The 12,215-nt window shown below is 70.4% G+C and carries 12 protein-coding genes; 8 read left to right on the top strand and 4 right to left on the bottom strand.

Going from position 1 to position 12,215, the window contains the following annotated elements; all coding sequences use genetic code 11:
• Nucleotides 1–2,490, bottom strand: a complete 2,490-nt coding sequence (locus tag HDA40_RS14350; protein WP_253755895.1) for an ABC transporter permease — start codon at nt 2,488–2,490, stop codon at nt 1–3.
• Nucleotides 2,487–3,218, bottom strand: coding sequence for an ABC transporter ATP-binding protein (locus HDA40_RS14345; RefSeq protein WP_253755892.1), 732 nt, complete (start codon nt 3,216–3,218; stop codon nt 2,487–2,489). The genes HDA40_RS14350 and HDA40_RS14345 overlap by 4 nt, the downstream gene beginning before the upstream one ends.
• A 125-nt stretch (nt 3,219–3,343) precedes the next feature.
• Between HDA40_RS14345 and HDA40_RS14340 the strand changes: the two genes are divergently transcribed.
• The 3 genes from HDA40_RS14340 (at nt 3,344) to HDA40_RS14330 (ending at nt 7,086) form a co-directional block, all read left to right on the top strand.
• Nucleotides 3,344–3,988 carry a DUF1345 domain-containing protein gene (locus HDA40_RS14340; RefSeq protein ID WP_253755890.1) on the top strand — a complete coding sequence of 215 codons (645 nt, stop codon included), beginning with the start codon at nt 3,344–3,346 and terminating at the stop codon, nt 3,986–3,988.
• A 122-nt stretch (nt 3,989–4,110) separates the two neighbouring features.
• Complete coding sequence (locus tag HDA40_RS14335) at nt 4,111–6,384, top strand: FdhF/YdeP family oxidoreductase (RefSeq protein WP_253755888.1); 2,274 nt, start codon at nt 4,111–4,113, stop codon at nt 6,382–6,384.
• Between the two features lie 57 nt (nt 6,385–6,441).
• A complete protein-coding gene (locus HDA40_RS14330) occupies nt 6,442–7,086 on the top strand; it encodes a LysE family translocator (RefSeq protein ID WP_253755886.1) in 645 nt (214 codons plus the stop codon).
• A gap of 77 nt (nt 7,087–7,163) precedes the next feature.
• Here HDA40_RS14330 and HDA40_RS14325 read toward each other — a convergent pair whose 3' ends face one another.
• Entirely contained in the window at nt 7,164–8,063 is a 900-nt protein-coding gene (locus tag HDA40_RS14325; RefSeq protein WP_308197707.1) for an NADP-dependent oxidoreductase, read from the bottom strand.
• 71 nt (nt 8,064–8,134) lie between these two features.
• On the opposite strand from HDA40_RS14325, the gene HDA40_RS14320 reads away from it, so the two are divergent.
• From HDA40_RS14320 to HDA40_RS14300, 5 genes are all read left to right on the top strand, one after another.
• Nucleotides 8,135–9,151, top strand: a complete 1,017-nt coding sequence (locus HDA40_RS14320) for a GlxA family transcriptional regulator (RefSeq protein WP_253755884.1) — start codon at nt 8,135–8,137, stop codon at nt 9,149–9,151.
• Nucleotides 9,148–9,654 (top strand): DinB family protein, encoded by a 507-nt coding sequence (locus HDA40_RS14315; protein WP_253755882.1) that lies wholly within the window; start codon nt 9,148–9,150, stop codon nt 9,652–9,654. Before HDA40_RS14320 ends, HDA40_RS14315 begins: the two co-directional genes overlap by 4 nt.
• A 42-nt stretch (nt 9,655–9,696) precedes the next feature.
• Nucleotides 9,697–10,329: a DUF8817 family protein gene (locus HDA40_RS14310; protein WP_253755880.1), complete on the top strand. Its 633-nt coding sequence runs from the start codon at nt 9,697–9,699 to the stop codon at nt 10,327–10,329.
• Nucleotides 10,330–10,436: 107 nt separating this feature from the next.
• Entirely contained in the window at nt 10,437–10,913 is a 477-nt protein-coding gene (locus tag HDA40_RS14305; protein WP_253755878.1) for a hypothetical protein, read from the top strand.
• Nucleotides 10,914–10,948: 35 nt separating this feature from the next.
• Nucleotides 10,949–11,260, top strand: a complete 312-nt coding sequence (locus tag HDA40_RS14300) for a winged helix-turn-helix domain-containing protein (protein WP_253755876.1) — start codon at nt 10,949–10,951, stop codon at nt 11,258–11,260.
• An 11-nt stretch (nt 11,261–11,271) separates the two neighbouring features.
• Here HDA40_RS14300 and HDA40_RS14295 read toward each other — a convergent pair whose 3' ends face one another.
• Nucleotides 11,272–12,180: an alpha/beta fold hydrolase gene (locus HDA40_RS14295; protein ID WP_253755874.1), complete on the bottom strand. Its 909-nt coding sequence runs from the start codon at nt 12,178–12,180 to the stop codon at nt 11,272–11,274.
• Nucleotides 12,181–12,215 lie beyond the last annotated feature (35 nt).

Below are 12,215 nucleotides of genomic sequence, written 5' to 3'. Positions count from 1 at the left end.
TCAGATGGGGCGGACGGAGCGGAGGACTAGACGTGCGGGTAGGGTGCCGGCGGCTAGGCCGAGCAGGCCGACCACGGCGAGCAGACCCCCGTACGCGGCCGGGTCGACGATCAGCCGCAGCGTCCCGTCCTGGGCGGAGCTGAACGCCGCGACCACGACGGTGGTGACCGCGATGCCCAGCGTGAGCCCGACGGCTACGGTCAGGACGGCTTCGCGGGCGGTCATCCGGCGGATCTGCCCGGGAGTCGCGCCGAGCAGCCGCAGTTGGGCCAGCTGCGCGCGGCGAGCCGCCGCGGCCACCGCGAACGTGTTGACCACCGCGATCGCGGTGAAGCCGAGGGAGACCGCGATCATGATCTCCCAGGCGCCCTGCCGTTCGTCGGCGTCACCCGACGCCTCCGCCTGCGGCGGGACGACGTGCATGCCATCGAGCGCCAGCGAACCGTGGAAGACGACCGAGGTCACCACCCCGCGAGGATCGTGCGCCGCGACGAGATCGGCCGGGGCGAGCAGCTCGCCGAAGCCACGGTTGTTCGCGAAGACGCCGGTCAGCTTCAGCTCGGTCGCGTACCCGTCGGGCAGCCAGACCCGGACGGTGTCGCCGACCTGCCACCCGTTGGCCCGCGCCAGATACTCGCTGGCCGCCAAGCCGTTCGAAGCCGACGCCAAGCCGTTCGAAGCCGACGCCAGCCCGTTCGAAGCCGACGCCAGCCCGTTCGAAGCGACGCTGCCGGTCGGACCGGCGCCATCGGGCAGAGTGCCAGCAGTGAAGCCCAGGTCCAGGACCGGCTTTCCGTGCTGCTGGATGCCATAAGCCGCGTAGTCCTCAGGCTTGCCGCCCTCGTCGACGATCAGCCGCGACGGAAGCAGTGCCGCGTAGTCGCCGTCGTCGGGCAAGGCCGACAGCGGCAGCACGCCGGTCGCGACCGAGGCCGACGCCGTACGCCGCGCTTCCTGAGCGGCCGCGAGATCGGCCGACAGTGCGCTGTTGAGCAGCATCGGGGCGTTGACGGCGACCATCAGGGCCAGCGGGACCGCGACCGAGGTGACGCGGCGGTTCTCGGCCCGGGTGAACGCGCCGGCCAGCCAGCCCGCGATGCCGGTCAGCCCGGCCAGCCGGGACAGCAGCCCCCCGAGCAGCCCGACCAGCAGCGGACCGGCCGCGCCGACCGCGCTCAGCAGCAGGGCGCTGGAGATGAACGTCATGCCCATGCCGAACGGGCCGTCCAGCGGCACGACCGCGAGGATGACGAGCGCGCCCGTGGCGCAGACCACGGCGGTCAGCGTACGGAACACCCAGCCGGTCCGGCCTTCGACGAGGGTCTCCTGCAGAGCCTGGGCGGGGGCGATCCGGATCGCCCGGCGGGCCGCCACCCGGGCGCTGAGCTGAGCGACCAGGACGGTGACCGCGATCGCGGCCAGCAGGACGCCGACGTTGACGCTCACCGTGAACTGTGGCGGCACCGCACCCAGCGTCCGGAACCGGGCGGCGATGACCTCGGCGGCCACGACGCTGAGCGGACCGCCGACGAGTGCCGCGACGAGCGTGACGAACAGAGTCTCGGCACTCAGCAACCGCCACAACTGGCGCGGCGTCGCACCGGTCGCCCGCAGCAACGCCAGCTCGCGCAGCCGCTGCCGCACCGTGAGGGCGACCGTGCCGGTGAGCACGAACACCGTGGCGAACGAGGTGATGCCGATGACGAAGCCGAAGATGGAGATCGCCCCGATGTAGTCGGGCAGCGCGGTGGGCAGGTCCGCCCGGACCTTGTCCTGTCCTTCGTAGACGGTGTCGACGCCCAGCGCCGCCTCGACCGAGTCCGCGGTCGCCGAGCCGGTGACCGCGTACGCCGTCGGGCCGGTCAGCCCGGAGACCGCCGAGACCTGGGAGTCCGCGACGAACACGGCCCGCTGCTCGTCGAGCCGCTGGGCCAGCACACCCGACACGACCACTCGGTGCGACCCGGTCCGGCTGACCATCAGGAGCTGGTCGCCGGGGTGCAGGCCGAGCGACGGGTCGACGGCGATCTGCCCGGACGCGGGCGCCGTGCCGGTCTGGAGGGTGAACGGCATGAGAGCGGCGCTGGCCCAGCCGTGCCCTACGGCGTCACCGGCCGGCTTTCCATCCATTGTGGTCAGTGCGATCGGGAAGGCGTAATCGGCCGACACCTTCGTGACTCCCTGCAGCGCGGCCACCTTGCCGGCCCAGTCGGCGGGTAGGGCGGGCGCACCGGCGAGCCGCTCGGTCTTGGTCTTCGTCTTCTGCTTGCCCTTTCCCTTGTCCTTGACGGTGGTCAGGCTGACCTGGCGGTCGCCGCCGACCATGAGATCGGCCGCGTCGAACCGGTGCGTCGTGGGGCTGGCGGTCAGCACGGAGAACAGCAGCAACGCCGCGCCGCCGATGAGGGCCACCGCGAGGACGGCGGCCACGAACGTGCCGAGGAAGGCGGCCAGGCGGCTGCGCAGCCCGGCGAGCGCGAGCCGGATCACTTGGTCACCGCCATCATCTCGGTCGCGATCAGCTCGGCGGTCGGCTCCGGCAGGTCGCGGACGATCCGGCCGTCGGCCAGGATCACGGCCCGGTCAGCCCACGCCGCGGCGGCGGGATCGTGGGTCACCATGATCACCGCGGTGGCGTACTCGTCGACCACCGAGCGCAGCAGCGCCAGCACCTCGCGGCCCGACTGCAGGTCCAGGGCGCCGGTCGGCTCGTCGGCGAAGATCACCGCGGGCCGCCCGGCCAGCGCGCGGGCCAACGCCACGCGCTGCCGCTGCCCGCCCGACAGCTGCGCCGGCCGCGCGTCCTCCCGGCCGGCCAGACCGACCTTGGCCAGCACCTCGCGCGCCCACGCGCGATCCGGGCGCACGCCGCACAACCGCTGCGGGAGCAGCACATTCTGCTCGACCGTCAAAGCATCGATCAAGTTGTACGCCTGGAAGACGAACCCGGTGTGCTGACGGCGGATCACGGTGAGCCGCGGCTCACGGAGCGCACCCAGTTCCTGTCCGGCCAGGCGTACCCGGCCGGCGTCGGCTCGATCGAGCCCGGCCGCGCATTGCAGCAGCGTCGACTTGCCGGAGCCGGACGGGCCCATGACCGCGGTGAACGTGGCGGCCGCGAAGGACAGGGACACGCCGTCGAGGGCGCGGGTGGTGGTGTCGCCGCTTCGGTAGGTGCGGCGTACGTCGGTCAGCTCGACGACGGGGGTTGTTGTCATGATCATGATCTTGTCAGGGCCGGGGCCCGTAACCGACACGGCCACCAGGCGTCTTCGGTGGTATGGCCAGCCATAGGGTGTCGTTCCCGGCCCCGGCGAGGCCGCCCGGCGGTACCGTACGAATCATGGCCTCGCGGCTGCTCCCGCTGGCCGCGACCAGGCGACTGCTCGTGGCGGTCGTGCTCGGAGCGGTGGCCGGGGTCGTCGTCGGCGTGCTCACCACCGCGTCGATGGGCGTGCTGGCCGGCGTCGCCGTCGCCGGTGCGCTGTTCGTCGTGGCGGGCTGGCTGGTGCTGTGGCCGATGGACGCCGCGACCACCCGCCGCAACATGGCCCGGGAGGACTTCAAGCCCGTGCCGGACGAACTCGTCGTCGTGCTGGCCGCGCTGGGCGGGCTCGCCGCGATCGTCGTGCTGCTGATGATCGGCGAGTCGCGGAGCACCGACCGGCACGCGGCCGCCGCGGTGGCGCTCGCCGGGGTGTTCATGGCCTGGGCCAGCCTGCATCTCATGTACAGCGCGCGGTACGCGCACCTCTACTACACGCGGAACGCGCGCGGGATCGACTTCAACTCCGCGGCCGAGCCGACGTTCCGCGACTTCCTGTACTTCAGTTACAACCTCGGGATGACCTACCAGGTCTCCGACACCGACGTGGCGAGCCCCCGCATCCGGGCCGTCGTGTTGCGGCACACGCTGCTGTCCTACGTGTTCGGCACGGTCATCCTGGCGACCACGATCAACCTCGTGGCGTCCGGCTTCACGAGCTGATCCGGCTTCATGAGTCGGTCAGGCTTCACGAGCTGATCCGGTTTCACGAGTTGGTCAGTCACATCGAACGGGGGATCGAGATGAGTGGTCCGGAGTCTTCGCCGTCTCTGGAGTCTTCGCCGGTGGACGAGCCGGCGAGGGAACCGTCGCAGCGGGATTATCACCACCCGGCCGCGGGCTGGGGCGCGGCGGTGAGCGTGGCGAAGGTGCTGGCGCACCAGCACGAGATCCCGAACGGCCCGAAGATCATCCTGAAGATGAACCACGAGGACGGCGGCTTCGACTGTCCCGGCTGCGCGTGGCCCGACGACCGCAAGGGCCTGCGCATGGACATCTGCGAGAACGGGATCAAACACTCCACCTGGGAGATGACCCCGAAGCGGGTGGGCCGGGAGTTCTTCGCCGCGCACTCGGTCGCCGAGCTGTCCGGCTGGAGCGACTTCGCGCTGGAGGACGCGGGCCGGCTGACCGAGCCGATGGTCTACGACCCGGCCACCGACCACTACGTCCCGATCAGCTGGGCGGACGCGTTCGCGCTGGTCGGGCGTACGCTGCGCGGGCTGGACTCGCCGAACCGGGCGGCCTTCTACACCTCCGGCCGGCTCGGCAACGAGGCGAGCTTCCTCTACCAGTGGTTCGTCCGGGAGTACGGCACCAACAACTTCCCGGACTGCTCGAACATGTGCCACGAGGCGAGCGGGGTCGCGCTGCACGCCTCGATCGGCACCAACAAGGGCACGGTGGACCTGACCGACTGGGAGTCCACGGAGGCGCTGATCCTGCTCGGGGTCAACGCCGCCTCCAACGCCCCCCGCATGCTCACCTACCTGGCCAAGGCGTACCGGCGGGGTGCGATGATCGTGCATGTCAACCCGATGATCGAGGCCGCCGCGACGCGGACGATCGTGCCGCACGAGATCGTCGACATGGCGCTGTTCCAGACGACCCGGACGAGCACGCTCAACGTCCAGCCCCGCATCGGCGGGGACGCCGCGCTGCTCCGGGGCGTGGCCAAGGCGCTGCTGGAGGCCGAGCGCACCGATCCGGCCGCGATCGACCGGCTGTTCCTCGAACGGCACACCCAGGGCTTCGACGAGTACCGGGCGGCCTGCGAGGCGACGCCGTGGGACGAGATCGTGCGGCAGTCCGGCGTACCGGAGCGGCAGATCCGGCTGGTCGCCAAGATCTACCGACGGGCGCGGGCCGCCATTATCGGCTGGTGTCTCGGCGTGACCCAGCAGGAGCACGGCGTCGACACCATCCGCGAGATCATGAACGTGCTGCTGTTGCGGGGCAACATCGGCCGCGAAGGCGCCGGACCCTGCCCGATCCGGGGGCACAGCAACGTTCAGGGCAACCGCACCTGCGGCATCGACCATCATCCGACGGAGGCGTTTCTCGACCGGCTCGCCGCGGCCTGCCACTTCACACCTCCCCGGGAACCCGGGCTCGACGTGGTGGGCACGCTCGACGCGATGCACGACGGGGGCGTACGCGTCTTCGTCGGCATGGGCGGCAACTTCGCGCTGGCCACCCCGGACAGGGCGTACGCCTTCGAAGCCCTGCGCCGCTGCGACCTGACCGTGCAGGTCTCGACGAAGCTCAACCGCAGTCATCTCGTGCACGGCGCGCAGGCGCTGATCCTGCCGTGCGTGTCGCGGACGGAGAAGGACTACCAGGCGACCGGCGTACAGGCCATCACGGTCGAGGACTCGATGAGCATGGTGCACCTGTCGATCGGCCTGAAGGAACCCGCCGCGTCGACGTTGCTGTCCGAGCCCGCGATCATCGCCGGGATGGCACGGGCCAGCCTGCCGGACTCCGGTACGCCCTGGGCCGACCTGGTCGGCGACTACGACCTGATCCGGGACTACATGGCGCACACCCTCGACGGCTTCGAGGACTTCAACCGCCAGGTACGCCAGCCGCTCGGCTTCCGCATCCGCCAGCCCGCCCGCGAACGGGTCTTCCTCACCGGCAGCGGCCGGGCCGAGTTCTCCGTCGCGCCGCTGACCGACGTGATCCCGGCCGACGGGCGGCTGATGCTGAGCACCGTCCGCTCGCACGACCAGTTCAACACCACGATCTACTCCGCGGACGACCGTTATCGGGGCGTCAAGAACCTGCGTACGCTGCTGTTCATGAACCGGGCCGACATGGCCGACCGGGAACTGGCGGAGTTCGACCGGATCGACATCACCAGCATCGCCCGCGACGGCTCCCGCCGGACGGCGTACGGGTATCTCGCGGTCGCGTACGACCTTCCGCCCGGCTGTGCCGTCGGCTACATGCCGGAGCTGAACGTGCTGTGCGCGATCGGCGACTTCAGTACGCAGAGCCGCCAGCCACTGATGAAACACATCGCGGTGGAGGTGACCAAGGCCACGCCGCGGTGAGCCACCGGCCGCCGATTGGACTTCGACGCGGACGGCCAGGGCTGCCATCGTGAAGCCATGATCAGCTTTGGCGCGCTGCTGGGCGTGGCGACGGTGGCGCTCGGCATGGTGCTCACCCCCGGCCCGAACATGATGTACGTCGTCTCGCGCAGCATCGGCCAGGGCCGCAAAGCCGGGCTGATCTCGCTCGGCGGCGTGGCCGTGGGCTTCATCGTCTACATCGTGGCGACCGCGCTCGGGCTGTCGGCGCTGTTCGCCGCCGTTCCCGAGTTGTACCTCGCGGTGAAGATCGCCGGTGCGCTCTACATCGGCTGGCTCGCCTGGAAGGCGCTGCGTCCCGGGGGAGTCTCGGTGTTCACGCCGGTCGAGGTGCAAGCCCACCCGCCGCACAAGCTCTTCCTGATGGGGCTGGTCACGAACCTGCTCAACCCCAAGGCCGCCATCATGTACGCGTCGATGATCCCCCAGTTCCTCGACGTGCCGGCGGGCCACCTGTTCTGGCAGAGCGTCCAGTTGGGCGCCGTGCAGTTCTGCGTCAGCATCGCGGTCAACGCCGCGCTGATCCTCGCCGCCGGCACGATCGCCGCCTACCTGGCGCGCCGGCCGAGCTGGCTGCGGATCCAGCGGTATGTCACGGGGACGCTGCTGGGCGCGATCGCGGTGAAGCTGGCGACGGACACGAGCCGTCCGGTGCCCGCGTAGCCCGGCGTCTCCCCATGATCAGCGGAGTTTGCGCGGTGTCATAGCCCCACGAGAACTCCGCTGATCATGATAGAGCGTCAAGAGTGGACGGTGAGGACGATCTTCCCCGTCACTCGGCCGCTCTCGCTGAGCCGGTGCGCCTCAGCCGCCGATGCCAGCGGCAGCACCGAGGAGACCTCCGGCCGGAGTGCGCCCGCCTCGACCAGCGCGACGATTTCGCGCAGCCCGGCGTAGTCCGGCTCGACGAGGGTGAAGTGCTCGTCGGGCTCGGTCAACCGGATCAGCCGTCCACCGGCCCGCAGTACGCGCTGCGATCGCGAACCGTAGTCGCCGCCGACGGTGTCGAGGACGATGTCGATATCGCGGACGACGTCGGCGAAGTCGACCGCGCGGTAGTCGATCACCTCGTCAGCGCCGAGCCGCTTCACCAGGTCGTGCTTCGCGGCGCTGGCCGTCCCGATGACGTACGCCCCGCGCGCCTTGGCGATCTGCACCGCGAGGTGGCCGACGCCGCCCGCCGCCGCGTGCACGAGCACCCGATCCCCCGTACGCAGTCCGCCGGTCTCGATCAGCGTCTGCCAAGCGGTCAGCGCCGCCAGTGGCAAAGCGGCCGCCTCGATGTGGCTGAGCCCGGCCGGTTTGCGGGCGAACTGCCGGGCGGGCGCGGTCACGAATTCGGCGTACGCCCCGGCCTGCCGGGGGAACCACGGCATCCCGAAGACCTCGTCGCCGGGCCGGTAGAGGGTGACGCCCAGGCCGACCTCCTCGACGACGCCGGAGACGTCGTAGCCGAGGATCACCGGGTCGCTCCAATAGCCGGCCCCCGATGTACGCGACTTCCAGTCGGTCGGGTTCACTCCCGCCGCGTGGACCCGGACCAGGATCTCCGTCGCGATCGGCGCCGGCCGCTCTACCTCGATCATTTCCAGCACTTCGGGGCCGCCCCAGGTCCGGGCGCTCACCGCACGCATCTTCATGCGGTCCAGCTTGGCCAGCGAGGGACGGCGTCACGAGTGGCCAGATGGTCACCTTCCGATATGATCCGGCCATGGCTGCTCCGCATCGTGTCGCCGTCCTCGCGTTGCCCGGTGTCATCCCGTTCGAGCTGGGCATACCGTCCCGGATCTTCGGCGCGGCGAACGACGAGGGCGCGCCGCCTCGCTATGAGGTGGCCGTCTGCACGCTCGACGGCGGCCCGGTTCAGACCGAGGCCGGCTTCGGCATCACCGTCGACCACGGGCTCGAGCTGCTCGCCTCGGCGGACACCGTGGTCCTGCCGCCCTTTCACCCGCTCGACGCTGTCGCCCCGGGTTCGCCGGTGGCCGCCGGCCTCGCGTCTGCGCTCGCTTCCCTTCCGGCTGGTACGCGCAAAGTCGCGATCTGCACCGCGGCGTACGCGTTGGCCGAGTGCGGGCTGCTCGACGGCCGCCCGGCGACGACCCATTGGCATGAGGCGGCCGAGTTCCAGCGGCGTCATCCACTGGTGAAAGTGGATGCCGGAGTGTTGTTCGTGGACGACGGCGACGTCCTGACCTCGGCCGGCGTGGCGTCCGGTGTGGACCTCTGCCTGCACATCGTCCGGCGCGATCACGGCAGCGACGTCGCCGCGCAGGCGGCCCGGCGGTGTGTGGTGCCGCCGTGGCGCGACGGTGGGCAGGCCCAGTACGTCGAACGCCCGGTGCCCGCGGAGTCGGGATCCGGCACGGCGGCGACCCGGGAATGGGCGCTTCGCCGGTTGGCGGAACCGTTGTCGTTGCAGCAATTGGCCGTGCATGCGCGGATGAGCGTACGCACCTTCACCCGCCGGTTCCGGGACGAGGTCGGGCTGACCCCGGGGCAGTGGCTCATCCGGCAGCGGGTCGACCACGCCCGGGGTCTGCTGGAGAGCACCGATCTGCCGGTCGAACTCGTCGCCCGGCGGTCCGGCTTCGGCACCGCGCTCTCGCTGCGTCAGCATCTGCGAGCCGCGGCCGGGGTGTCGCCGGCCGACTACCGGCGAACCTTCCGGGCGAGGGATTCGGCGCATCACGACGTGTCGGTGGGTGCCGATACTGTGCGCCCGTGACCGAGACTGCGGAATTGAACCGTGAGCGCCCCCGGGAGGACGCCGGTGAGCGCGAGACCCTGATCAGCATGCTCGACTTCCTGCGCGCGACGGTGGTTCTGAAGGTCAGCGGGCTGACCGACGAGCAGGCGGCGAGCCGTTCGGTGGCTGCGTCCGCGTTGACCCCGGCCGGGCTGGTCAAGCACCTGACCGGGGTGGAGCGCTACTGGTTCAGCATCGACTTCGCCGGGCACGACCTGCCCGAGCCCTGGTCGGCGGAGAACTCTGGAGCGTTCGCCGTCGAGCCGGGCGACACGCTGGCCGACCTCGTCGCGGCGTACCGGGCGGAGTGCGCGCGGTCCAACGCCGCGGTCGCCGACGCCGACCTCGACGAACGGGCGCACGCCGACGGCAACTCCTTCACGCTGCGCTACGCGTTCGCGCACATGATCGAGGAGACCGCCCGGCATTGCGGCCATCTCGATCTGCTGCGGGAGAGCATCGACGGCCAGACCGGCCAGTAATTCCATAGGCGGCAGTCGGGTCCGGCTCCGTACGGTGGTCGGATGGCGATCTCGATACCGGTTCTATGGAGCGGAAATCTGCCCGAGACCCTGGCCTTCTACCAGGTGCTGGGCTACACGGTCACCTACGAGATGACCCGCCCGTACGCGTACGGAGTGGTGGAGCGCGACGGCTTTCAGCTGCACTTCGGACCGACCCCGAAGGGGGTGACCGCCGAGGAGGCGTACGTCGGCTGCCTGATCATGGTGGACGAGGTGGCGGCCTGGCATGCCGAGTTCAAGACGGCGCTGCGTGGGCATTACGGCCGCATCCCGGCCCGGGGTACGCCGCGGATCACGCGGTTCCGCCCGGGGCAGACGCGGTTCACCGTGGTGGACCCGGTCGGCAACTCGGTGATCTACATCCAGCAAGGCGAACCCGACTTGGAGTACGGCGGCTCGAAGGAGTTGACCGGGCTGGCCAAGGTCCTCGACAACGCGCGGATCTTCCGGGATTACAAGAACGACGATGGGAACGCCATCCGGGTGATCGAGACCGGGCTGCGCCGGTTCGGCGACACGGCGCCCGCCGTGGATCGGGAGCGGGCGCTCGCGATGCTCGCCGAACTCCAGTCCGAGTCCCAATCCGCATCTCGGTCAGCGCTCGACGCCGCGGACCAGCCTGAGGACGCCTGAGGGCACTGGCACTCCTCGTGCCACATTGGCGGAAAGTACTTGCCTAGGAGGAAACGGCAGGGCTATTTTCCCCTTAGGCAAGTACTTTCTTTCAGGGGGAGGGCAGCATGACCGAGCACATGCGACCGGACGAGGCCGCGCAAGCGCTCGCCCAGGTACGCGCCACGCAGGAGCAGGTGATCGGGATGTCGATGATCCCGATCTGGTTCTGGTGGGCGATCGGCGCGCTGATGGTGGGGTTCGCGGCGGCGATAGAATCCGGCGACGACACGATCATCGGGATCGGCGTCGTGGTCTTCGTCGTCGGTCTGACGGCCAGCGTCGGCTGGGTGGTGCGGAAGGCTTTGCGCGTACAGGTGCGCAACGATCTGCTCGGGCTCCGCGGAGCCGGGCTCATCGCCGGTTTCGTCCTCGGGACCGTCGCGGTGTCGCTCGCGGCCGGCTTCGCGCTGGAGGCGGCCGACGTCGCTCATCCGGCGACCTGGGGAGAAGTGGTGACGGCGATGATCCTCGGGTTCGGCGGTCCCTGGCTCAACCGGGCGCTGCGGCGGATCATGATCGAGCGGTCGGGCGGCGGCCGATGACCAAGCCGGGGAGCCCCTCGGGTGAGCCGCCAGGAGTGCGGTCAGCCAGATTCGACGAGCTGATCCACGCGCCGACCCGGCTCGCGATCGTGTCGTTGCTCGCGGCGTCGGAGTGGGCGGACTTCAAGTTCATCCGGGACACCGTGAACCTGTCCGACTCGGCGTTGTCCAAGCAGCTGTCCACCCTGGAGGACGCCGGGTACGTCGAGATCCGGAAGGGCTTCGTCGGCAAGTGGCCGCGTACCTCGGCGAGGCTCACCCGGGCTGGCCGGACCGCCTTTGACCGGCACGTCGCGGCATTGCAGGAGATCGTCGCGCGGTCGGGCGCGACGATCCTCCCGCAGTAGCGACGAACTGCTCAGCGCTTGAGCAGCTCGCGGAGCACCTCGGCGATCTCGGCCGGGGCCTCCTCCGGCATGAAGTGCCCGTACGAGACGGTCCGGTGGTCGAGGTCGGGCGCCCAGGCCCGCCACCGGGCGGCGGCGTCGAAGCCGAGCGCGGCACCGAAGTCCTGCTGGAGGACGGTCACCGGCATCCGCAGCTGGTTGTCCGAGTCGCGGTCGGCCAGGTCGTCCCGGACGTCGACGGTCGCGGAGGCGCGGTAGTCGGCGACGATCGACGGGACGGCCGCCCGGCTGGCGTCCAGGTACGCCTGGCGTACCGGAGCCGGGATGGCGTCGGGCCGACCGGCCCAGCTGTCGAGGAAGTGGCCGAAGAAGGCGTCGGCGCTCGCCTCGATCATCTGCTCGGGCAGGCCCGGCGGCTGCGCCATGAGATACAGATGGAACCCGATCGCGGCGGTCGTGCCGTGCATGACGTCCCACATGTCGAGGGTGGGCAGCACGTCGAGGCAGGCCAGGTGGGTGATCGTGGCCGGATGGTCCAGCCCGGCACGAAAGGCGACCAGCGCGCCGCGATCGTGCCCGGCCAGGGCGAACCGGTCGTGCCCGAGGGCGTGTGCGACGGCGACGACGTCGGCGGCCATGGTGCGCTTGGCGTACACGGTCTCGGCGGCTGGACCGCCGGTGCGATCGGCGGCCGGATCGGCGGTGGGCTTGTCGCTGGCTCCGTAGCCGCGCAGGTCGGGCACGATCACGGTGTGGTCGGCCACGAGGTCGGCAGCGACGTGCCGCCACATCAGGTGGGTCTGCGGGAAGCCGTGCAGCAGGACGATCGGCGGCCCCGATCCGGCGTACGCGACATTCAGCCGGACGTCGCCGGAGCCCGGGAGCTTGGCGTACTGGAAAACAGGAAGCAGTTCGTTCATGGCTCCACGGTGCGGCGCGCCGATCAGCAACGGAT

This window comes from Hamadaea flava (assembly GCF_024172085.1).
Classification (GTDB): Bacteria; Actinomycetota; Actinomycetes; order Mycobacteriales; family Micromonosporaceae; genus Hamadaea; species Hamadaea flava.
The sequence above is the reverse complement of the archived record's forward strand: the minus strand, read 5'-3'. Positions and strand labels throughout refer to the sequence as shown.

Excerpts from the sequence above, each read along its gene's own strand:
- HDA40_RS14345 (WP_253755892.1), bottom strand. The coding sequence starts at position 3,218 with ATGACAACAACCCCCGTCGTCGAGCTGACCGACGTACGCCGCACCTAC.
- HDA40_RS14340 (WP_253755890.1), top strand. The coding sequence starts at position 3,344 with ATGGCCTCGCGGCTGCTCCCGCTGGCCGCGACCAGGCGACTGCTCGTG.
- HDA40_RS14330 (WP_253755886.1), top strand. The coding sequence starts at position 6,442 with ATGATCAGCTTTGGCGCGCTGCTGGGCGTGGCGACGGTGGCGCTCGGC.
- HDA40_RS14325 (WP_308197707.1), bottom strand. The coding sequence starts at position 8,063 with ATGAAGATGCGTGCGGTGAGCGCCCGGACCTGGGGCGGCCCCGAAGTG.
- HDA40_RS14320 (WP_253755884.1), top strand. The coding sequence starts at position 8,135 with ATGGCTGCTCCGCATCGTGTCGCCGTCCTCGCGTTGCCCGGTGTCATC.
- HDA40_RS14310 (WP_253755880.1), top strand. The coding sequence starts at position 9,697 with ATGGCGATCTCGATACCGGTTCTATGGAGCGGAAATCTGCCCGAGACC.
- HDA40_RS14305 (WP_253755878.1), top strand. The coding sequence starts at position 10,437 with ATGACCGAGCACATGCGACCGGACGAGGCCGCGCAAGCGCTCGCCCAG.
- HDA40_RS14295 (WP_253755874.1), bottom strand. The coding sequence starts at position 12,180 with ATGAACGAACTGCTTCCTGTTTTCCAGTACGCCAAGCTCCCGGGCTCC.